Raw genomic sequence first — 17,676 nt, 5'->3', positions numbered from 1 at the left:
AGAAAAGCTGCGCTTCGCGATCCGCGAAGGCGGCCGTACCGTCGGCGCAGGCATCGTCGCCTCCATCGTCGAGTAATTCGAAGACGGCCACTCCATCCGAGTGGCCGATTCGATGACAATAATATGATGCAAGCGGCGGTAGCCGCTTGCTTATGACATGGAAATGTTGCAAATGGCGCGCGAGCGTGATTTGCGCGCTGCTTCGGATAACGAAGCGGCCAATGAAATTAACAATTAAGGTGGGCCGAAAGGTCTAAAGAGTGGATGGGGATGCCGCAGCCGGCGTCCCTCTCGATCTTTGAAACCGGTGATCCGCCTTAGGAAAAAGAACAATCCGTGCCCCTTTTTGAGCGGCACGCGAGGTAACAAAACACAAGGATAACGTCGAATGAACGGCCAAAATATCCGCATTCGCCTGAAGGCGTTCGATCACCGGATTCTCGATGCTTCCACGCGCGAGATCGTGTCGACGGCGAAGCGCACCGGTGCTAGCGTCCGGGGCCCCGTTCCGCTTCCGACCCGCATCGAGAAGTTTACGGTTAACCGGTCCCCGCACATCGACAAGAAGAGCCGCGAGCAGTTCGAGATGCGCACGCATAAGCGCCTCCTCGACATCGTTGACCCGACCCCGCAGACGGTAGACGCGCTGATGAAGCTCGATCTCGCCGCCGGTGTCGATGTTGAGATCAAGCTCTGAGACCGCTGGTTCTCGAGCTGAGTGAGAAGGATTGAACCGATGCGTTCAGGTGTGATTGCACAGAAGGTGGGAATGACCCGCGTCTATAACGACGCCGGCGAGCATGTCCCGGTTACCGTATTGCGTTTGGATGGCTGCCAGGTCGTAGCCCAGCGCACAGTTGAAAAGAATGGCTACACCGCAGTTCAGCTGGGTGCCGGCCAGGCTAAAGTTAAGAACACGACGAAGGCGCTGCGCGGTCATTTCGCCGTCGCAAGCGTTGAGCCGAAGGCCAAGCTCGTTGAATTCCGTGTTACGGACGACAATCTGCTTGAAGTCGGCACCGAGCTCAACGCAGGTCACTTCACGGCGGGTCAGCTCGTCGACGTGACCGGCACGACGATCGGTAAGGGCTTTGCCGGCGCCATCAAGCGTCACGGCTTCGGCGGTCTGCGCGCTACGCACGGTGTGTCGGTTTCGCACCGCTCGCACGGTTCGACCGGCTCGCGCCAGGACCCGGGCAAGGTGTTCAAGAACAAGAAGATGGCTGGTCACATGGGCCAGACGCGCGTTACGACGCAGAACCTCGAAGTTGTGTCGACCGATGAAGATCGCGGTCTGATCCTCGTCAAGGGTGCGGTTCCAGGCTCCAAGGGCGCCTGGATCATCGTGCGCGACGCCGTCAAGTCGGCAGCGAAGTAAGGGAGCCAAACCAATGGAATTCAACGTCAAGACCCTCGAGGGCAAAGACGCCGGGAAGGTTTCCCTTTCTGATGCGATTTTCGGCCTCGAGCCACGTGAAGACATTCTTGCTCGCGTCATTCGCTGGCAGCTTGCCAAGAAGCAGCAGGGCACGCATCAGGCCAAGGGTCGCGCGGACGTAGCGCGCACCGGTGCCAAGATGTACAAGCAGAAGGGTACGGGCCGCGCTCGTCACCATTCGGCTCGCGCTCCGCAGTTCCGCGGCGGTGGTAAGGCTCATGGCCCGGTCGCCCGCAGCCACGAGCATGATCTGCCGAAGAAGGTTCGCGCCCTCGGCCTGCGTCACGCTCTCTCTGCCAAGTTCAAGGCTGAAGACGTGATCGTCATCGACAATCTCGTCGCAACCGATGCCAAGACCAAGGCACTCGCCGGTGCTTTCGAGACGCTCGGCCTGACGAACGCTCTGTTCATCGGCGGCGCTGAGCTCGACAGCAACTTCAAGCTCGCAGCCCAGAACATCCCGAACATCGATGTTCTGCCGGTTCAGGGCATCAACGTTTACGACATCCTGCGCCGCGGCAAGCTCGTGCTGTCCAAGGCCGCAGTTGAAGCTCTAGAGGAGCGATTCAAGTGACGGATCTTCGCCATTATGATGTGATCGTTTCTCCTGCGATCACCGAAAAGTCCACGCTGCTTTCGGACAACAACCAGGTTGTTTTCAACGTTGCCAAGAACGCGACGAAGCCTGAAATCAAGGCTGCCGTCGAAGCGCTCTTCGGCGTCAAGGTTACGGCCGTTAACACTCTGCTGCGCCTCGGCAAGACCAAGCGGTTCAAGGGTCTCGTCGGCAAGCAGAAGGACGTGAAGAAGGCTGTTGTGACGCTCGCCGAAGGCCAGTCGATCGACGTCTCCACCGGTCTCTGAGGAATAAGAAAATGGCATTGAAAACATTCAATCCGACGACCCCGAGCCAGCGTCAGCTGGTCATCGTCGACCGCTCTTCGCTCTACAAGGGCAAGCCGGTCAAGGCGCTGACGGAAGGCCTGACCTCCAAGGGCGGCCGCAACAACACCGGCCGCATCACCGTGCGTTTCCAGGGTGGCGGTCACAAGCGTACCTATCGTCTGGTCGACTTCAAGCGTCGCAAGTTCGACGTCGAAGGAACCGTCGAGCGTATCGAATACGATCCGAACCGTACCGCTTACATCGCTCTGGTGAAGTACACGGACGGCGAACTGGCCTACATTCTCGCTCCGCAGCGCCTCGCTGCCGGCGACAAGGTCATCGCTTCGGAAAAGGCTGTTGACGTGAAGCCTGGCAACTCCATGCCGCTTCAGTTCATCCCGGTCGGCTCCATCATCCATAATGTGGAAATGAAGCCGGGCAAGGGTGGTCAGATTGCTCGCTCCGCCGGTTCCTACGCTCAGCTCGTCGGCCGCGACCAGGGTATGGCGATCCTTCGCCTGAACTCCGGCGAACAGCGCCTCGTGCACGGCACCTGCCTTGCCTCGATCGGCGCGGTTTCGAACCCTGATCACGGCAACATCAACGACGGTAAGGCCGGTCGCTCGCGTTGGCGTGGCAAGAAGCCGCATAACCGCGGCGTTGTCATGAACCCGGTCGACCATCCGCACGGCGGTGGTGAAGGCCGCACCTCCGGTGGTCGCCATCCGGTGACCCCGTGGGGCAAGCCGACCAAGGGTAAGCGTACGCGGTCGAACAAGTCGACCGACAAGATGATCATGCGCTCGCGCCATCAGCGCAAGAAGTAAGAGAGGAAGTCTCAAGTGGCTCGTTCAGTATGGAAAGGTCCGTTTGTTGACGGCTATCTTCTCAAGAAGGCTGAGAAGGTGCGCGAAGGCGGACGCAACGAAGTAATCAAGATGTGGAGCCGTCGCTCCACCATCATGCCGCAGTTCGTTGGTCTCACCTTCGGCGTCTACAACGGCAGCAAGCACATTCCGGTCAGCGTCAATGAAGACATGGTCGGACACAAGTTCGGCGAGTTCGCCCCGACCCGTACCTATTATGGTCACGGTGCGGACAAGAAGGCGAAGAGGAAGTAACAATGGGCAAGGCAAAAACCGAACGCCGGCTGAAGGACAATGAGGCGCAGGCAGTTGCGCGCACGCTCCGTGTCAGCCCGCAGAAGCTCAACCTGGTCGCGGCTTCGATCCGCGGCAAGAAGGTTGATCGCGCGCTCGCAGAGCTGGAATTCTCGCGCAAGCGCATCGCTGGCGCCGTGAAGAAGACGCTCGAATCTGCGATCGCCAATGCAGAAAACAACCACGACCTCGACGTTGACTCGCTGGTCGTAGCGGAAGCTTACGTCGGCAAGTCGATCGTCATGAAGCGTTTCCACGCTCGTGGCCGCGGTCGTGCGTCTCGTATCGAGCGCCCGTTCGCGCACCTGACGATCGTCGTCCGTGAAGTTGAAGCTCAAGGGGAGGCCGCATAATGGGTCAGAAAATCAATCCGATCGGTTTTCGTCTCGGCATCAACCGTACCTGGGATAGCCGCTGGTTTGCGGACAATGCCGAGTATGGCCAGCTTCTCCACGAAGACCTGAAGATGCGCAAGTTCGTCATGAACGAACTGAAGCAGGCCGGTATCTCCAAGGTGGTCATCGAGCGTCCGCACAAGAAGTGCCGCGTCACGATCCATTCGGCTCGTCCGGGCCTGATCATCGGCAAGAAGGGCGCTGACATCGACAAGCTCCGCAAGAAGCTGTCGGACATGACGAATTCCGAAACGCACCTCAACATCGTTGAAGTACGCAAGCCGGAAATCGACGCGACACTGGTTGCCCAGTCGATCGCTCAGCAGCTCGAGCGCCGTGTTGCTTTCCGTCGCGCCATGAAGCGCGCCGTTCAGTCCGCGATGCGTCTTGGCGCCGAAGGCATCAAGATCACCTGCGCCGGCCGTCTCGGCGGTGCTGAAATCGCTCGCACGGAATGGTACCGTGAAGGCCGCGTGCCGCTGCATACGCTGCGCGCCGACATCGACTACGGTACGGCTGAAGCAGAAACCGCTTTCGGTATCTGCGGCATCAAGGTCTGGATCTTCAAGGGCGAAATCCTTGAGCATGATCCGATGGCCTCCGAACGCCGCGCGCTCGAAGGCGACGCCCAGGGTCCGGCTAGCCGTGATCGCGATAGAGACCGTCGCCGCGATAACGCTTGATAGCGTACGTGGCAGATAAGTTCGGAGAATAAGAAAATGTTGCAGCCAAAGCGTACGAAGTACCGCAAGCAATTCAAGGGCCGCATCAAGGGCGTTGCCAAGGGTGGTTCTGATCTGGCTTTCGGCGAATTCGGCCTGAAGTCGCAGGAGCCTAACCGCGTCAACGCTCGCGAGATCGAAGCGGCTCGCCGCGCGATCACGCGCTATATGAAGCGTGCCGGCCGTGTGTGGATCCGCGTGTTCCCGGATGTTCCGGTAACCAAGAAGCCGACCGAAGTCCGTATGGGTAAAGGTAAGGGCTCCGTCGAATACTGGGCATGCAAGGTCAAGCCCGGCCGTATGATGTTCGAGATCGATGGTGTGAGCGAAGAAATCGCTCGTGAGGCTCTGCGCCTTGGTTCCGCCAAGCTCTCGGTCAAGACGCGCTTCGTGCAGCGCATTGCAGAGTAAGGAAGAAGCTCATGAAAGCCGCAGATGTTCGCGCCCTGAGCGCCGACCAACTCAAGGACGAGCTTGCCAAGCTGAAGAAGGAGCAGTTCAATCTGCGCTTTCAGAAGGCGACCGGCCAGCTTGAGAAGTCCTCGCGCATCAACGAAGTCCGCAAGGACATCGCTCGCGTGAAAACCATTGCCCGCCAGAAGGCGGCAGAAGCAAAGGCCTAAAGGAAAAATAACATGCCGAAGCGCATTCTGCAGGGCGTCGTGGTCAGCGACAAGAACGAGAAGACGGTAGTAGTCCGCGTAGAGCGTCGTTTCGCTCATCCGCTGCTCCAGAAGACTGTTCGTCGTTCCAAGAAGTACAAGGCTCACGACGAGAACAATCAGTACAAAATCGGCGACACCGTTTCCATTGAGGAATGCGCGCCGATCTCCAAGGACAAGACCTGGACGGTCGTTTCCGCCCAGACCAAGTAACAGAATTTCGCTCAGGCCCTTGCGCTTGGGCGAAATATCTGTATGAAGCACGAGCTTGGAAGCAGGACGCTCGAGAACGAGCGTTCTTTTGCTTTATTGATGGCCGGCAGAGACGACCCAAGCGGGTCCCGAAGCCAGGCATAATCAGACAAGACACTAGTCCATAAGCCGGGGTAGGGGGTCGATTGGCCCAACCATTCCGGTAACAACAAGAAGGCGACCTGACATGATTCAGATGCAAACAAACCTCGACGTGGCGGATAATTCCGGCGCACGTCGTGTCATGTGCATCAAGGTGCTGGGCGGCTCGAAGCGCAAGTATGCCTCGATCGGCGACGTGATCGTCGTTTCGATCAAGGAAGCTATTCCGCGCGGCCGTGTGAAGAAGGGTGACGTGATGAAGGCGGTTGTCGTTCGCACCGCCAAGGACATCCGTCGTCCGGATGGCAGCGTCATCCGCTTCGATACCAACGCAGCAGTCCTCATCGACAACAAGAAAGAGCCGATCGGCACCCGTATCTTCGGACCGGTTCCGCGCGAACTGCGCGCCAAGAACCATATGAAGATCATCTCGCTGGCTCCAGAAGTACTGTAAGGAGCGGAGCGATGCAAAAGATCCGTAAGGGCGACAAGGTCGTCGTATTGACCGGTAAGGACAAGGGCCGCACCGGCGAAGTTATTCAAGTGTTGCCGAAGGAAGACCGCGCGGTCGTTCGTGGCGTCAACGTCGTAAAGCGCCACCAGCGCCAGACGCAGAACCAGGAAGCCGGCATCATCAGCAAGGAAGCCTCGCTTCACCTGTCCAACATTGCGATCGTCGACAGGGACGGCAAGCCGACCCGCGTCGGTTTCAAGGTTGTGGATGGCAAGAAGGTCCGTGTGGCCAAGACCTCGGGAGAAGTGATCGATGGCTGAGGCAAAGTACGAGCCGCGGCTCAAGAAGGAATACGTTGCTCGCATCCGTGCAGCCATGCAGGAGAAGTTCTCCTACGCTAACGAGATGCAGATCCCGAAGCTGGACAAGATCGTGATCAACATGGGCGTTGGCGAAGCGACGGCTGATTCGAAGAAGCCGACCGTTGCTGCTGCCGACCTGGCGGCCATCGCTGGCCAGAAGCCGGTCATTACCCATGCGCGCAACTCCATCGCTGGCTTCAAGGTCCGCGAGAACATGCCGATCGGCGCCAAGGTGACGCTGCGCGGCGCCCGCATGTATGAGTTCCTGGATCGTCTGGTCAACATCGCGCTTCCGCGCGTTCGCGACTTCCGCGGCCTGAACCCGAAGAGCTTTGACGGTCGTGGCAATTTCGCCATGGGCATCAAGGAACACATTGTGTTCCCTGAGATCAACTACGACAAGGTTGATCAGATGTGGGGCATGGACATCATCGTTTGCACGACGGCGACGACCGACGACGAAGCGCGGGCTCTTCTGACAGAGTTCAACTTCCCGTTCCGTCAATAACCGTAACGACGAGCGTAGAAAAGGAAACCTGATATGGCGAAGACAAGCGCAGTTGAAAAGAACAAGCGCCGCCGCAATACGGTTGCCAACCAGGCCGCTAAGCGGGCTGCTCTGAAGGCAATCATCATGAACCAGTCTCTCTCGATCGAAGACCGGTTCAAGGCCACCCTGAAGCTGGCATCGCTCCCGCGCGATGGATCGAAGACCCGTATTCGCAATCGTTGCGAAGTGTCTGGGCGTCCGCGCGCCTATTACCGCAAACTGCGCATGTCGCGTATCGCGCTGCGCGAACTCGGCAATCTCGGCAAGGTGCCGGGCATCGTCAAGTCGAGCTGGTAAGGAGCAGATTAGATGACCATGACTGATCCTTTGGGCGATATGCTCACCCGCATCCGCAACGGCGCTTCGCGTCGCAAGTCGTCGGTTTCGACGCCTGCTTCCAAGCTCCGTGCGCGTGTTCTCGATGTTCTCCAGGCTGAAGGCTACATCCGTGGCTACTCCGTCGTCGATTTCGGCAACGGCAAGTCTGAGCTCAGCATCGAGCTGAAGTACTACGAAGGCGCGTCGGTGATCCGTGAGATCGGCCGCGTGTCCAAGCCGGGCCGCCGAGTTTATGTCTCGGTTAAGTCCATTCCGCAGGTCGCGAACGGTCTCGGCATCACCATCCTTTCGACTCCGAAGGGTGTGATGGCCGATCACCAGGCTCGCGAACAGAATGTTGGTGGCGAGGTTCTCTGCTCGGTCTTCTAAGATCGAACAGAGATCTCCTTCGAAACAGACAGGTTTGAAAAATGTCTCGTATCGGTAAGAAGCCCGTTCAGGTACCTGCAGGGATCACGGCCACGGTTGATGGCCAAAAAGTGACTGCCAAGGGCCCCAAGGGCGAGCTGTTTTTCGTCGCTAACGACGAAATCGGTCTCAAGCTGGAAAACAATGCAATCGTCGTGACGCCGCTCAACGACTCCAAGGATGCTCGCGCAAAGTGGGGCATGTCCCGCACGATGATCGAGAACATCCTGAAGGGTGTTAAGGACGGCTACGAGCGCAAGCTCGAAATCAACGGCGTCGGCTACCGTGCCTCCATGCAGGGCAAGAACCTGCAGCTCGCGCTCGGCTTCAGCCACGACGTGGTTTATGAGCCGCCGCAGGGTATCTCGATCGCTGTGCCGAAGCCGACGGAAATCGTCGTCACCGGCATCAACAAGCAGCAGGTCGGCCAGGTTGCCGCTGAAATCCGCGAATACCGCGGTCCCGAGCCCTACAAGGGCAAGGGTGTCAAGTATGCCGAAGAGCGGATCGTCCGCAAAGAAGGCAAGAAGAAGTAAGGATCACGCGAAATGGCTAGCAGGAAAGAAGCACTTGCACGTCGTGCCAACCGCGTGCGTCGTCAAATCAAGTCGGTGGCCAATGGCCGTCCGCGCCTGTCGGTTCATCGCTCTTCGAAGAACATCTACGTTCAGGTCATCGATGATGTGGCCGGCAAGACGCTTGCGTCTGCCTCCACCCTCGACAAGGATCTGCGCGGTTCTCTGAAGACCGGTGCCGATACCGCAGCGGCGGCCCTCGTAGGCAAGCTCGTAGCCGAGCGTGCCTCGAAGGCCGGCGTGAAGGAAGTCGTGTTCGATCGCGGCGCCTTCATCTACCACGGCCGTATCAAGGCTTTGGCTGAAGCAGCCCGCGAAGGCGGTCTGTCCTTCTGATCAAGTTTCCGGTCGGTAGCTTTCGAGCGCCGACCGGATATTCACCGGACCGCAAGTTTCCCCTTAGGGGGAGGGCATGCGGTCTTTGTTGTTTGCCGATTGCACCCGGAAAAGAAAAAGGAAGAGGACAATGGCACAGGAAAAGAGGGGCTCGCGGGATGACCGTCAGAGCCGTGAAGAGCGCGATAGCGAATTCGTCGACAAGCTGGTCGCGATCAACCGCGTCGCTAAGGTTGTAAAGGGTGGCCGCCGTTTCGGTTTTGCCGCTCTCGTCGTCGTCGGCGACCAGAAGGGCCGCGTAGGCTTTGGTCATGGCAAGGCACGCGAAGTGCCGGAAGCTATTCGCAAGGCCACCGAAAGCGCCAAGCGCGACCTGATCTTCGTACCGCTGCGCGACGGCCGTACCCTGCATCACGACGTCCATGGCCGTCACGGCGCCGGCAAGGTTCTGCTGCGTTCGGCCAAGGTCGGTACCGGTATCATCGCCGGTGGTCCGATGCGCGCCGTTTTCGAAACGCTCGGCGTTCATGACGTCGTCGCTAAGTCGACCGGTTCGTCGAACCCGTACAACATGGTTCGCGCCACGTTCGACGCCCTGAAGCACCAGGTTCACCCGAAGGACATCGCAGCTCAGCGCGGCATCAAGTATGCCACCCTGCAGGCTCGCCGCGCCGCTTCGGGCAATGCCTCCGAAGAATAAGGGAGTTTGACCTATGGCCAAGACGACCACCAAGAAGGCTGAAGCTAAGGCGACCGTTACGGTCGAGCAGATTGGCAGCCCGATCCGCCGTCCGGATGTTCAGCAGAAGACGCTGATCGGTCTCGGACTGAACAAGATGCACCGTCGCCGCACGCTGGAAGATACCCCGGCTGTTCGTGGCATGATCCGTGCTGTCCAGCATCTCGTTCGCGTTGTCGACGAGAAGTGAGCCGGAGGTAATTCGCTATGAAACTGAATGAAATCAAGGATAACGAAGGCTCGACCCATAGCCGCAAGCGCCTCGGCCGCGGCATCGGCTCCGGCTCCGGCAAGACCGGTGGCCGTGGTGTGAAGGGTCAGAAGTCCCGTTCGGGCGTTGCGATCAACGGCTTCGAAGGCGGTCAGATGCCCATCTACCGTCGTCTGCCGAAGCGTGGCTTCAACAATATCTTCGCCGCCGATTACGTTGTCGTATCGCTGGCTCGCATCCAGGCTGCCGTCGATGCCGGCAAGCTCGATGCCAAGAAGACCGTCGATGCTGCTGCCCTTAAGGCTGCCGGCGTGATTCGCCGCGTCAAGGATGGCGTTCGCGTCCTCTCCGACGGTGAACTGAAGGCGAAGATTGTGCTTGAAGTTGCAGGCGCTTCCAAGCCGGCGGTCGAAAAGATCGAAAAGGCCGGCGGCTCCATCAAGTTGCTCGCTTCTGCCGCAGAAGCTCCTGCCGCAGAATAATATTATCAAAGATCGCCCGAGGTGCTTCACTTCGGGCGATTTTTCTCCCATATGTGAGCCTCACGAACCTGATCGATGCGCCAGTGTCTTTCCGGTTGATAACGGGAACCGAGGGTGAGGCGCCCGATTGCATGGCAATCCGTCCGAAGCCCGAATTTTGAACAATTTACTTACTGATTCCGGACCCGGCCGATTATGCCGGAATTGGTGATGCGGAGATTTGCATGGCTTCTGCAGCGGAACAATTGGCGTCCAATCTCAATTTCTCGACCTTTGCTAAGGCTGAGGATCTCAAGAAGCGCTTGTGGTTTACGCTCGGCGCTCTCCTCGTCTATCGACTCGGCACTCACATTCCGCTTCCTGGCCTCAATCCTGCTGCTTACGCTCAGGCTTTCCAGAATCAGTCCGGCGGTATCCTCGGCCTCTTCAACATGTTCTCGGGCGGCGCCGTGCAGCGCATGGCGATCTTCGCGCTCGGTATCATGCCCTATATTTCGGCCTCGATCATCGTTCAGCTGATGACCTCTGTCGTGCCGTCGCTCGAAAACCTGAAGAAGGAAGGCGAGCAGGGCCGCAAGATCATCAACCAGTACACCCGCTACGGCACGGTGCTGCTCGGCGCATTGCAGGCCTATGGCATCGCGATCGGCCTGGAGCATGGCAACGGCGTCGTTGTGGATCCGGGCTGGTTTTTCCGGATCTCCACCGTCATAACGCTGCTTGGCGGCACGATGTTCTTGATGTGGCTTGGTGAGCAGGTGACGTCGCGCGGTATCGGCAACGGCATCTCGCTGATCATCTTTGCCGGCATTGCCGCCGGTCTTCCGACAGCGCTCGCCGGCACGCTCGAGCTTGGCCGTACCGGCGCGCTTTCCACGCCCCTTATTCTCGCCGTGCTGATCGTTGCTGTTCTGGTCATCGCGCTCATCGTTTTTGTCGAGCGCGCGCAGCGTCGTCTGCTGATCCAGTATCCGAAGCGCCAGGTCGGCACACGCATGTTCCAGGGAGATACGTCGCACCTGCCGCTGAAGCTCAACACCTCGGGTGTTATCCCGGCGATCTTCGCGTCGTCGCTGCTCTTGCTGCCGGCAACCGTCGCTGGTCTCGGCAACAACACGGCGCTTCCGACATGGGTGACGTCGATCGTCGCCGCGCTTGGCCACGGCCAGCCGGTCTACATGGTGTTCTACGGCGCCCTGATTGCCTTCTTCGCCTTCTTCTACACCGCGCTCGTCTTCAATCCGAAGGACACGGCCGACAATCTGAAGAAGCATGGCGGCTTCATTCCGGGTATCCGCCCGGGTGAGCGCACTGCCGAATATATCGATTACGTGCTGACCCGCATCACGGTCATCGGCGCGATCTATCTTGTCTTCGTCTGCATCCTGCCTGAAATTCTCGTATCCCAGACGGGTATTCCCTTGTCTCTGGGTGGCACTTCGCTTCTGATCGTGGTTAGCGTAACGCTGGATACGGTGGCGCAGATTCAGGGTCACCTGATCGCACAGCAATATGAAGGCCTGATCAAGAAATCGAAGTTGCGTGGAGGAAAGAGGGGGCGATGAGACTCATACTTTTAGGGCCGCCGGGAGCAGGTAAGGGGACCCAGGCCCAGCGTATCGTGGAAAACTACGGCATCCCGCAGCTTTCCACAGGCGATATGCTGAGGGCTGCGGTGGCGGCCGAGACTGAAGTTGGCAAGCGTGCCAAGGCCGTCATGGACGCCGGCAAGCTTGTTTCCGATGAGATCGTTAACGCCATCGTCTCCGAACGTATCGACCAGCCGGATTGCGCCAGGGGTTTCATCCTCGATGGTTTCCCGCGCACGCTGGTACAGGCGGATGCAACGGAGCGGATGCTGAAATCGAAGGGGCTGGATCTCTCGGTCGTTATCGAACTCAAGGTCGATGATGCCGAACTGATTCGCCGCGTTTCCGGCCGCTATTCCTGCTCGAATTGCGGCAGCGTCTATCACGACACGGACAAGGTTCCGGCAACGGCGGGTATCTGCGACAAGTGCGGCTCGACCCATTTCAAGCGCCGCCCTGACGACAATGCCGAAACCATGGCGACTCGCCTCCAAGTCTACTACAAGGAGACGTCGCCGCTGATCGGTTACTACTATGCGAAGGGCAAGCTGCAGAGCATCGACGGCATGGCCGATATCGAGCATGTGACTGAAAGCATAGAGGCTATCCTGGCTAAGCTTTAGATAGCCTAAAATAAACTTGCCGGAGCGGTTGCTTTTTTGCGCTGATTCCGCTAAACACCGCGCCAACTCGCGACATGCTATGCGATCGGCGCGGATTTCCAACGGGAAGTCCGGGTACGGTCGTTTTGACATGTGGCGGACGCACATTGAACAAGCAGCTCCCGGGCTGCATAACAAGACCCTTTGCCAAGGCAAAAGGAATGCAAGGAGAACAGGCGTGGCTCGTATCGCTGGCGTCAACATCCCGACTGCAAAGCGCGTAGTTATTGCGCTTCGCTACATTCACGGGATCGGACCGAAGTTTGCACAGGAAATCTGCGAGAAGGTCGGTATCCCGGCCGAGCGTCGCGTCAATCAGTTGACCGATGCTGAAGTCCTGCAGATCCGCGAAACCATCGACCGCGACTATCAGGTCGAAGGTGATCTTCGTCGCGATACCGCGATGAACATCAAGCGTCTGATGGACCTGGGTTCGTACCGCGGCCTGCGTCATCGTCGCGGCCTGCCGGTTCGCGGTCAGCGCACGCACACCAATGCTCGTACCCGCAAGGGTCCGGCAAAGGCGATTGCTGGTAAGAAGAAGTAATTTCCGGGAAGCCGGAAGTGGGAGGCTGGCGGTCCGCCGGCCTCTTTTGAGTTTGGAGCGGTGCCTCACGGGTGTCGCTCCGGTGTAGCCGCTGGGATTACGGCGGTGCAGAGATCCAAGAAAGGACTAACATGGCCAAGGAAGCCGTCCGCGTTCGCCGTCGCGAGCGCAAGAATATTTCGTCGGGCGTCGCACACGTCAACTCGACCTTCAACAACACGATGATCACCATCACCGACGCGCAGGGCAATGCCATTGCCTGGTCGTCCGCTGGTGCCAAGGGCTTCAAGGGTTCGCGCAAGTCGACCCCGTTCGCTGCTCAGATCGCTGCTGAAGACTGCGCCAAGAAGGCTCAGGAACACGGCATGAAGTCGCTGGAAGTTGAAGTTTGCGGTCCGGGCTCCGGTCGTGAATCCGCTCTGCGCGCGCTCCAGGCTGCTGGTTTCATGATCACGTCCATCCGCGACGTGACCCCGATCCCGCACAATGGTTGCCGCCCGCGCAAGAAGCGTCGCGTCTGATCATCGCCACTCACGACGCCGGCCGGGGCAAATGCGCCCGGCTTGGTGTTACTCAAGCTCGGTTGCCACGATTGGATGGTGGCAACGAACGGAAGGCAAAAACATGATTCAGAAAAACTGGCAGGAACTGATCAAGCCCAACAAGGTCGAGTTCACCTCGAGCGGCCGTACCAAGGCAACGCTCGTGGCCGAACCGCTGGAGCGTGGCTTCGGTCTCACCCTCGGCAACGCGCTGCGTCGCGTTCTGCTGTCCTCTCTGCGCGGCGCCGCTGTAACGGCCGTGCAGATCGACGGCGTGCTGCACGAGTTCTCCTCTATCCCGGGCGTCCGGGAAGACGTGACGGACATCGTGCTGAACATCAAGGAAATCGCCATCAAGATGGATGGCGATGATGCCAAGCGCATGGTTGTCCGCAAGCAGGGCCCAGGCGTAGTAACGGCTGGCGACATTCAGACGGTCGGCGATATCGAAATCCTCAACCCCGAGCATGTCATCTGCACGCTTGACGAGGGCGCCGAAATCCGCATGGAATTCACCGTCAACAACGGCAAGGGTTATGTCCCGGCCGAGCGCAATCGTGCGGAAGATGCTCCGATCGGTCTCATCCCGGTCGACAGCCTCTATTCGCCGGTCAAGAAGGTGTCCTACAAGGTTGAAAATACCCGCGAAGGACAGGTTCTCGACTACGACAAGCTGAGCATGTCGCTCGAAACCGATGGTTCGATCAGCGGTGAAGATGCTGTCGCTTTCGCGGCGCGCATCCTGCAGGATCAGCTTGGCGTGTTCGTCAACTTCGACGAGCCGCAGAAGGAAACCGAAGAGGAAGCAGTTACCGAACTCGCTTTCAACCCGGCGCTCCTCAAGAAGGTGGACGAACTCGAACTGTCCGTTCGCTCGGCAAATTGCCTGAAGAACGACAACATCGTCTACATCGGCGACCTCATTCAGAAGACCGAAGCAGAAATGCTCCGCACGCCGAATTTTGGTCGCAAGTCGCTGAACGAAATCAAGGAAGTTCTCGCTTCCATGGGCCTGCACCTCGGCATGGAAGTGCCGGCATGGCCGCCCGAGAACATCGAAGATCTCGCCAAGCGATACGAAGACCAGTACTAACCAATCAAACTGCGGGCGAGTGATGCCTGCAAGTGAAGGAGAATAGCCATGCGCCACGGTAAAGCCGGCCGCAAGCTGAATAGAACCGCTAGCCACCGTAAGGCGATGTTCGCCAACATGGCGGCTTCGCTCATCACCCATGAGCAGATCGTTACCACGCTCCCGAAGGCGAAGGAAATTCGTCCGATCGTCGAGAAGCTGGTAACCCTCGGCAAGCGCGGTGACCTGCACGCTCGTCGCCAGGCCATCTCGCAGATCCGCGACGCGGCTGTCGTTTCGAAGCTCTTCGACGCGATCGCAACGCGCTACGCCACCCGCAACGGCGGCTACCTGCGTATCATGAAGGCCGGCTTCCGCCAGGGCGACAATGCCGCTCTCGCCGTTGTCGAATTCGTCGATCGCGACGTCAACGCCAAGGGCGCAGCCGACAAGGCTCGCGTTGCCGCTGAAGAAGAAGCCGCAGCCGCTTAAGGCGAAGCTTTGGATTAAATATCAAAGGCCGGATGAGCGATCATCCGGCCTTTTTGCATATGCGGACGGCTGCGCTGCACCGCGCCAGCGACGCGGGAAACGTTCCTCAGCCCGCCAATCCCAGGCGCTTGAGTGCATCGTCGGCGAGGCGGTGCAATTCGTTTCGCGTTGCGCCGTCTGCGGCTTGCACGGCCATGCCTTGAGATATGGCGAACAGCAGCCGTGCCAAATCGGCGGCATTTGTATCCGGCGACAGGTCTTCTTCGGCTATCGCCCGCTCAAGACGCTCCTGCAATAGCATTCGGGCTGCAGTCCGGCGCCGGATGAGGATCTGCCTGATGGGTTGCGAATCCTCGCTGCAGACGAGGGCGGCATGCATTTCAAGGCAGCCATGTGGATAATCCGGGTTCGTTTGGGCATCGGCCGCCGTGCGTAGCAGATATCGCGCCACCTCCGCCGCACAGGGTTGAGCCACTGCGTCTTGTACATATGCCGCATGATCATGGCTGTAGCGCTCGATAACCTTGAGAAACAGCTGCTCCTTGTTGCCGAAGGTCGCATAAAGGCTTGGGCGCGTGATGCCCATGGCATCGGTCAAGTCGGAGAGCGAGGTGCCTTCGTAGCCCTTTTCCCAAAATTGCCTCAACGCGCAGTCAAGAGCCTGATCGATATCGAATTCGCGTGGACGTCCCATAACTTGCCATCCAATTTTAGATCGGTCGGTACATAACAGGATTGACGATCGCAGTCGATAATTTTATATCGATCAGTAATATACCGATCGATATAAAAAGGATAAGACGAGGATGTCTGGACCGAATGAAGTCTCCGCGAGAGTGTGGTTGGCAATATGCTCCGTGGCCGCAGGCACTTTTGCGCTGGTTACAACGGAATTCCTGCCCGTTGGCCTTCTCAACGGAATCGCGCGTGAGATGGGCGTGTCGATTGGCCGGGCTGGAATGATGGTGACGATTCCCGGTCTCGTCGCAGCAATAACGGGGCCACTGCTGATGTTCGCCGCCGGGCGCATCGATCGCCGGCTTGGTCTCTTGACAATGACCCTTCTGCTGGCCGTTTCGAACGGCATAGCCGCGCTTGCCGATAGTTTCATGGTGCTGTTATTCGCCAGATTCTTGCTGGGACTGGCCGTCGCCGGCTTCTGGGCGCTCGCGGTTGCCGCAGCCGCACGTCTCGTGCCGGATCATAAGATCGGGCTGGCATTTGCGGTTATATTGTCAGGGGTTTCGATCGGAACTGTTGCCGGAGTGCCGGCGGGCACGCTCGTCGGAGAATTGGCGGGCTGGCGCATGGCTTTCGTCGCCAATGCGCTTTTTGCCGTACTCGTCTTATGCGCGCAGATCGTTCTCCTGCCGTCGCTGCCAACGACAAAGGGTGTTCGTTTCAGCGATATGACGGCCTTGTTCGCCTTCCCAGCGGCGCGGGTAGGCCTGTTTGCCACAGCCTTTCTGGTAACCGGTCATTTCGTCGCCTATACCTACATCACATCGCTGCTGGTCGATATCACCGGCATCGATGAGCTCTATGTAACGCCGATCCTGCTCGCCTATGGGGTTGCCGCTTTTGCCGGGAATTTCGTTGCAGGAGCTTTGGTCAATGCTCATCTGCGGGAAATGCTGATTGGGGTGGGTTTACTCATTGCTATGGCTACGGCTCTGTTCGCATTGGTGGGCGGAACCGCGGCGATGGCGGTCACGCTGGTGATTGTTTGGGGCTTTGCCTTCGGTGGTTTGCCCGTTTCTCTCCAGACATGGATGTACCGTTCCTCCACGCATTCGCCTGAAAGCGGTCAGGTTGTCTTCAACTCGCTGTTTCAATGGGCCTTGGCTGCCGGTTCGCTGATCGGCGGTGAGGCGGTGGATCGCATGGGAATCCTGAGTGCCGCATGGGTCGGTTCGGCATTGGCCTTGGCGGCAGTCTTGACAGTGGCATTCTACGCAAGCAGCCGCCCCGCCGATCCGGCTGTTCAAGAGGGAGCCAATTGAGCTGCGTCTCGCAGACCAAGTCGAAGAGCCGGATGAGCGATCACCCGGCCTTTTGTCGTTTCCGCTACGGGAGCGGCCTTTCAATCTCTCTGATTGCTTTGGAGTATCACAATCAGCCTTGCTGAGTCGCAGTCGATTCAGGTGCATCCGGGCAGGGAACGTCGTGGGACATGCAGCGAAAATTGACGCGTGACAGACTGCTTCTGTTCGTGGTGATGATGGTGACCATCGCCGCCGGTCTTGTGTTGCGGCGCTTTGGCTATGCGCTCAGTCTGCCTTTCGCGATCGTCAAATATGGCGGCTCGTTATTGTGGGGAGCGATGGTCTATTGGCTCCTGGCGACAATATTCGTGTCTTCGGGACGTGTCAGGATTGCCGTGGCGGCGCTGCTCGTCGCGGTCGCCGTAGAGCTTTTCAGGCTTTGGCACACGCCTGATCTTGACGCCTTTCGATTGACTGCCGCCGGAGCCCTGTTGCTGGGCAGGGTATTCTCGCTCTGGAACATCGCCGCCTATGCCGCCGGCATCACGCTGGCGCTGGCGCTCGATTGCGTCCTATCCATGACGAAGCGCTCGGCCTAATGTTCTTGCCCAGCTTTTCTCTCGGCGACCTCGATCGTCACTGCTGATCCACTCGGCCATCTGTCGCGTGCGATCACGGCCGGTACCACTGCCCCTTTCGATATACGCATAGCTGC

General features: G+C 58.7%; 31 protein-coding genes. 30 read left to right on the top strand and 1 reads right to left on the bottom strand.

Annotated elements, in window-relative coordinates; genetic code table 11:
* The 28 genes from ACPYOP_RS22065 to rplQ form a co-directional block, all read left to right on the top strand.
* Positions 1 to 76, top strand: a 76-nt coding sequence (locus tag ACPYOP_RS22065; RefSeq protein ID WP_130520932.1) for an EF-Tu C-terminal domain-related protein, incomplete at its 5' end; no start/stop codon positions are given.
* A gap of 312 nt (positions 77 to 388) precedes the next feature.
* Positions 389 to 697, top strand: a complete 309-nt coding sequence (rpsJ, locus tag ACPYOP_RS22060) for a 30S ribosomal protein S10 (RefSeq protein WP_003547547.1) — start codon at positions 389 to 391, stop codon at positions 695 to 697.
* A gap of 39 nt (positions 698 to 736) precedes the next feature.
* Complete coding sequence (rplC, locus tag ACPYOP_RS22055; protein WP_285867205.1) at positions 737 to 1,378, top strand: 50S ribosomal protein L3; 642 nt, start codon at positions 737 to 739, stop codon at positions 1,376 to 1,378.
* Between the two features lie 13 nt (positions 1,379 to 1,391).
* Positions 1,392 to 2,012 (top strand): 50S ribosomal protein L4, encoded by a 621-nt coding sequence (gene rplD, locus ACPYOP_RS22050; protein WP_481412424.1) that lies wholly within the window; start codon positions 1,392 to 1,394, stop codon positions 2,010 to 2,012.
* Positions 2,009 to 2,302 carry a 50S ribosomal protein L23 gene (locus ACPYOP_RS22045; RefSeq protein WP_047634801.1) on the top strand — a complete coding sequence of 98 codons (294 nt, stop codon included), beginning with the start codon at positions 2,009 to 2,011 and terminating at the stop codon, positions 2,300 to 2,302. Before rplD ends, ACPYOP_RS22045 begins: the two co-directional genes overlap by 4 nt.
* Before the next feature lie 11 nt (positions 2,303 to 2,313).
* Entirely contained in the window at positions 2,314 to 3,150 is an 837-nt protein-coding gene (rplB, locus tag ACPYOP_RS22040) for a 50S ribosomal protein L2 (RefSeq protein ID WP_481412423.1), read from the top strand.
* A 15-nt stretch (positions 3,151 to 3,165) separates the two neighbouring features.
* Entirely contained in the window at positions 3,166 to 3,444 is a 279-nt protein-coding gene (gene rpsS, locus ACPYOP_RS22035) for a 30S ribosomal protein S19 (protein WP_037199970.1), read from the top strand.
* A gap of 2 nt (positions 3,445 to 3,446) precedes the next feature.
* On the top strand, positions 3,447 to 3,836 hold the full coding sequence (rplV, locus tag ACPYOP_RS22030) for a 50S ribosomal protein L22 (RefSeq protein WP_004118391.1): 390 nt from the start codon (positions 3,447 to 3,449) through the stop codon (positions 3,834 to 3,836).
* Positions 3,836 to 4,561 carry a 30S ribosomal protein S3 gene (rpsC, locus tag ACPYOP_RS22025; protein ID WP_004118393.1) on the top strand — a complete coding sequence of 242 codons (726 nt, stop codon included), beginning with the start codon at positions 3,836 to 3,838 and terminating at the stop codon, positions 4,559 to 4,561. The genes rplV and rpsC overlap by 1 nt, the downstream gene beginning before the upstream one ends.
* A 36-nt stretch (positions 4,562 to 4,597) precedes the next feature.
* Positions 4,598 to 5,011, top strand: coding sequence for a 50S ribosomal protein L16 (gene rplP, locus ACPYOP_RS22020; protein ID WP_034480417.1), 414 nt, complete (start codon positions 4,598 to 4,600; stop codon positions 5,009 to 5,011).
* A gap of 11 nt (positions 5,012 to 5,022) precedes the next feature.
* Positions 5,023 to 5,223: a 50S ribosomal protein L29 gene (gene rpmC / locus ACPYOP_RS22015; protein ID WP_007690763.1), complete on the top strand. Its 201-nt coding sequence runs from the start codon at positions 5,023 to 5,025 to the stop codon at positions 5,221 to 5,223.
* A 12-nt stretch (positions 5,224 to 5,235) separates the two neighbouring features.
* Complete coding sequence (gene rpsQ / locus ACPYOP_RS22010) at positions 5,236 to 5,475, top strand: 30S ribosomal protein S17 (protein WP_481412422.1); 240 nt, start codon at positions 5,236 to 5,238, stop codon at positions 5,473 to 5,475.
* 226 nt (positions 5,476 to 5,701) lie between these two features.
* On the top strand, positions 5,702 to 6,070 hold the full coding sequence (rplN, locus tag ACPYOP_RS22005; protein WP_003573790.1) for a 50S ribosomal protein L14: 369 nt from the start codon (positions 5,702 to 5,704) through the stop codon (positions 6,068 to 6,070).
* An 11-nt stretch (positions 6,071 to 6,081) separates the two neighbouring features.
* Positions 6,082 to 6,390, top strand: a complete 309-nt coding sequence (gene rplX, locus ACPYOP_RS22000) for a 50S ribosomal protein L24 (protein ID WP_481412421.1) — start codon at positions 6,082 to 6,084, stop codon at positions 6,388 to 6,390.
* Positions 6,383 to 6,940 (top strand): 50S ribosomal protein L5, encoded by a 558-nt coding sequence (gene rplE, locus ACPYOP_RS21995; protein WP_481412420.1) that lies wholly within the window; start codon positions 6,383 to 6,385, stop codon positions 6,938 to 6,940. The genes rplX and rplE overlap by 8 nt, the downstream gene beginning before the upstream one ends.
* A 33-nt stretch (positions 6,941 to 6,973) precedes the next feature.
* Positions 6,974 to 7,279, top strand: a complete 306-nt coding sequence (gene rpsN, locus ACPYOP_RS21990) for a 30S ribosomal protein S14 (RefSeq protein WP_004118406.1) — start codon at positions 6,974 to 6,976, stop codon at positions 7,277 to 7,279.
* Between the two features lie 12 nt (positions 7,280 to 7,291).
* Positions 7,292 to 7,690 carry a 30S ribosomal protein S8 gene (gene rpsH / locus ACPYOP_RS21985; protein ID WP_168805813.1) on the top strand — a complete coding sequence of 133 codons (399 nt, stop codon included), beginning with the start codon at positions 7,292 to 7,294 and terminating at the stop codon, positions 7,688 to 7,690.
* Positions 7,691 to 7,731: 41 nt separating this feature from the next.
* Entirely contained in the window at positions 7,732 to 8,265 is a 534-nt protein-coding gene (gene rplF / locus ACPYOP_RS21980) for a 50S ribosomal protein L6 (protein WP_047634794.1), read from the top strand.
* A 12-nt stretch (positions 8,266 to 8,277) separates the two neighbouring features.
* Positions 8,278 to 8,640 (top strand): 50S ribosomal protein L18, encoded by a 363-nt coding sequence (gene rplR / locus ACPYOP_RS21975; protein WP_034480424.1) that lies wholly within the window; start codon positions 8,278 to 8,280, stop codon positions 8,638 to 8,640.
* A 130-nt stretch (positions 8,641 to 8,770) separates the two neighbouring features.
* Positions 8,771 to 9,340, top strand: a complete 570-nt coding sequence (rpsE, locus tag ACPYOP_RS21970; RefSeq protein WP_168842819.1) for a 30S ribosomal protein S5 — start codon at positions 8,771 to 8,773, stop codon at positions 9,338 to 9,340.
* A 13-nt stretch (positions 9,341 to 9,353) separates the two neighbouring features.
* Entirely contained in the window at positions 9,354 to 9,569 is a 216-nt protein-coding gene (rpmD, locus tag ACPYOP_RS21965; RefSeq protein WP_120663689.1) for a 50S ribosomal protein L30, read from the top strand.
* A gap of 17 nt (positions 9,570 to 9,586) precedes the next feature.
* The gene (gene rplO / locus ACPYOP_RS21960) at positions 9,587 to 10,072 is read left to right on the top strand and encodes a 50S ribosomal protein L15 (RefSeq protein ID WP_402792153.1); all 486 of its coding nucleotides are present in this window, start codon (positions 9,587 to 9,589) and stop codon (positions 10,070 to 10,072) included.
* A gap of 224 nt (positions 10,073 to 10,296) precedes the next feature.
* Positions 10,297 to 11,637 carry a preprotein translocase subunit SecY gene (secY, locus tag ACPYOP_RS21955; protein ID WP_481412419.1) on the top strand — a complete coding sequence of 447 codons (1,341 nt, stop codon included), beginning with the start codon at positions 10,297 to 10,299 and terminating at the stop codon, positions 11,635 to 11,637.
* Entirely contained in the window at positions 11,634 to 12,284 is a 651-nt protein-coding gene (locus ACPYOP_RS21950; RefSeq protein ID WP_481412418.1) for an adenylate kinase, read from the top strand. Before secY ends, ACPYOP_RS21950 begins: the two co-directional genes overlap by 4 nt.
* A 217-nt stretch (positions 12,285 to 12,501) precedes the next feature.
* Complete coding sequence (rpsM, locus tag ACPYOP_RS21945) at positions 12,502 to 12,870, top strand: 30S ribosomal protein S13 (RefSeq protein WP_015339612.1); 369 nt, start codon at positions 12,502 to 12,504, stop codon at positions 12,868 to 12,870.
* Between the two features lie 131 nt (positions 12,871 to 13,001).
* Complete coding sequence (rpsK, locus tag ACPYOP_RS21940; protein WP_003547577.1) at positions 13,002 to 13,391, top strand: 30S ribosomal protein S11; 390 nt, start codon at positions 13,002 to 13,004, stop codon at positions 13,389 to 13,391.
* A gap of 103 nt (positions 13,392 to 13,494) precedes the next feature.
* Entirely contained in the window at positions 13,495 to 14,505 is a 1,011-nt protein-coding gene (locus ACPYOP_RS21935) for a DNA-directed RNA polymerase subunit alpha (RefSeq protein WP_034507362.1), read from the top strand.
* 48 nt (positions 14,506 to 14,553) lie between these two features.
* Positions 14,554 to 14,976 (top strand): 50S ribosomal protein L17, encoded by a 423-nt coding sequence (gene rplQ / locus ACPYOP_RS21930; protein ID WP_015339614.1) that lies wholly within the window; start codon positions 14,554 to 14,556, stop codon positions 14,974 to 14,976.
* A gap of 106 nt (positions 14,977 to 15,082) precedes the next feature.
* Here rplQ and ACPYOP_RS21925 read toward each other — a convergent pair whose 3' ends face one another.
* Complete coding sequence (locus tag ACPYOP_RS21925; protein WP_481412417.1) at positions 15,083 to 15,670, bottom strand: TetR/AcrR family transcriptional regulator; 588 nt, start codon at positions 15,668 to 15,670, stop codon at positions 15,083 to 15,085.
* A 112-nt stretch (positions 15,671 to 15,782) separates the two neighbouring features.
* Here ACPYOP_RS21925 and ACPYOP_RS21920 point away from each other — a divergent pair, with 112 nt between their 5' ends.
* Together ACPYOP_RS21920 and ACPYOP_RS21915 are read left to right on the top strand one after the other, a co-directional pair.
* Positions 15,783 to 16,979 carry an MFS transporter gene (locus tag ACPYOP_RS21920; RefSeq protein ID WP_481412416.1) on the top strand — a complete coding sequence of 399 codons (1,197 nt, stop codon included), beginning with the start codon at positions 15,783 to 15,785 and terminating at the stop codon, positions 16,977 to 16,979.
* Positions 16,980 to 17,149: 170 nt separating this feature from the next.
* Positions 17,150 to 17,560 (top strand): ribosomal maturation YjgA family protein, encoded by a 411-nt coding sequence (locus ACPYOP_RS21915; RefSeq protein WP_481412415.1) that lies wholly within the window; start codon positions 17,150 to 17,152, stop codon positions 17,558 to 17,560.
* Positions 17,561 to 17,676 lie beyond the last annotated feature (116 nt).

It is taken from the genome of Rhizobium sp. KNZ2-6A (genome assembly GCF_056755475.1).
Note: the sequence above shows the minus strand (reverse complement) of the source record. Positions and strands in the feature narration are given on the sequence as shown.

Bases quoted from the DNA above. Each gene is read 5' to 3' on its own strand.
- rpsJ (WP_003547547.1), top strand. From the start codon at position 389: ATGAACGGCCAAAATATCCGCATTCGCCTGAAGGCGTTCGATCACCGG.
- rplC (WP_285867205.1), top strand. From the start codon at position 737: ATGCGTTCAGGTGTGATTGCACAGAAGGTGGGAATGACCCGCGTCTAT.
- rplD (WP_481412424.1), top strand. From the start codon at position 1,392: ATGGAATTCAACGTCAAGACCCTCGAGGGCAAAGACGCCGGGAAGGTT.
- rplB (WP_481412423.1), top strand. From the start codon at position 2,314: ATGGCATTGAAAACATTCAATCCGACGACCCCGAGCCAGCGTCAGCTG.
- rplV (WP_004118391.1), top strand. From the start codon at position 3,447: ATGGGCAAGGCAAAAACCGAACGCCGGCTGAAGGACAATGAGGCGCAG.
- rpsC (WP_004118393.1), top strand. From the start codon at position 3,836: ATGGGTCAGAAAATCAATCCGATCGGTTTTCGTCTCGGCATCAACCGT.
- rplP (WP_034480417.1), top strand. From the start codon at position 4,598: ATGTTGCAGCCAAAGCGTACGAAGTACCGCAAGCAATTCAAGGGCCGC.
- rpmC (WP_007690763.1), top strand. From the start codon at position 5,023: ATGAAAGCCGCAGATGTTCGCGCCCTGAGCGCCGACCAACTCAAGGAC.
- rpsQ (WP_481412422.1), top strand. From the start codon at position 5,236: ATGCCGAAGCGCATTCTGCAGGGCGTCGTGGTCAGCGACAAGAACGAG.
- rplN (WP_003573790.1), top strand. From the start codon at position 5,702: ATGATTCAGATGCAAACAAACCTCGACGTGGCGGATAATTCCGGCGCA.
- rplX (WP_481412421.1), top strand. From the start codon at position 6,082: ATGCAAAAGATCCGTAAGGGCGACAAGGTCGTCGTATTGACCGGTAAG.
- rplE (WP_481412420.1), top strand. From the start codon at position 6,383: ATGGCTGAGGCAAAGTACGAGCCGCGGCTCAAGAAGGAATACGTTGCT.
- rpsN (WP_004118406.1), top strand. From the start codon at position 6,974: ATGGCGAAGACAAGCGCAGTTGAAAAGAACAAGCGCCGCCGCAATACG.
- rpsH (WP_168805813.1), top strand. From the start codon at position 7,292: ATGACCATGACTGATCCTTTGGGCGATATGCTCACCCGCATCCGCAAC.
- rplF (WP_047634794.1), top strand. From the start codon at position 7,732: ATGTCTCGTATCGGTAAGAAGCCCGTTCAGGTACCTGCAGGGATCACG.
- rplR (WP_034480424.1), top strand. From the start codon at position 8,278: ATGGCTAGCAGGAAAGAAGCACTTGCACGTCGTGCCAACCGCGTGCGT.
- rpsE (WP_168842819.1), top strand. From the start codon at position 8,771: ATGGCACAGGAAAAGAGGGGCTCGCGGGATGACCGTCAGAGCCGTGAA.
- rpmD (WP_120663689.1), top strand. From the start codon at position 9,354: ATGGCCAAGACGACCACCAAGAAGGCTGAAGCTAAGGCGACCGTTACG.
- rplO (WP_402792153.1), top strand. From the start codon at position 9,587: ATGAAACTGAATGAAATCAAGGATAACGAAGGCTCGACCCATAGCCGC.
- secY (WP_481412419.1), top strand. From the start codon at position 10,297: ATGGCTTCTGCAGCGGAACAATTGGCGTCCAATCTCAATTTCTCGACC.
- ACPYOP_RS21950 (WP_481412418.1), top strand. From the start codon at position 11,634: ATGAGACTCATACTTTTAGGGCCGCCGGGAGCAGGTAAGGGGACCCAG.
- rpsK (WP_003547577.1), top strand. From the start codon at position 13,002: ATGGCCAAGGAAGCCGTCCGCGTTCGCCGTCGCGAGCGCAAGAATATT.
- ACPYOP_RS21935 (WP_034507362.1), top strand. From the start codon at position 13,495: ATGATTCAGAAAAACTGGCAGGAACTGATCAAGCCCAACAAGGTCGAG.
- rplQ (WP_015339614.1), top strand. From the start codon at position 14,554: ATGCGCCACGGTAAAGCCGGCCGCAAGCTGAATAGAACCGCTAGCCAC.
- ACPYOP_RS21925 (WP_481412417.1), bottom strand. From the start codon at position 15,670: ATGGGACGTCCACGCGAATTCGATATCGATCAGGCTCTTGACTGCGCG.
- ACPYOP_RS21920 (WP_481412416.1), top strand. From the start codon at position 15,783: ATGTCTGGACCGAATGAAGTCTCCGCGAGAGTGTGGTTGGCAATATGC.
- ACPYOP_RS21915 (WP_481412415.1), top strand. From the start codon at position 17,150: ATGCAGCGAAAATTGACGCGTGACAGACTGCTTCTGTTCGTGGTGATG.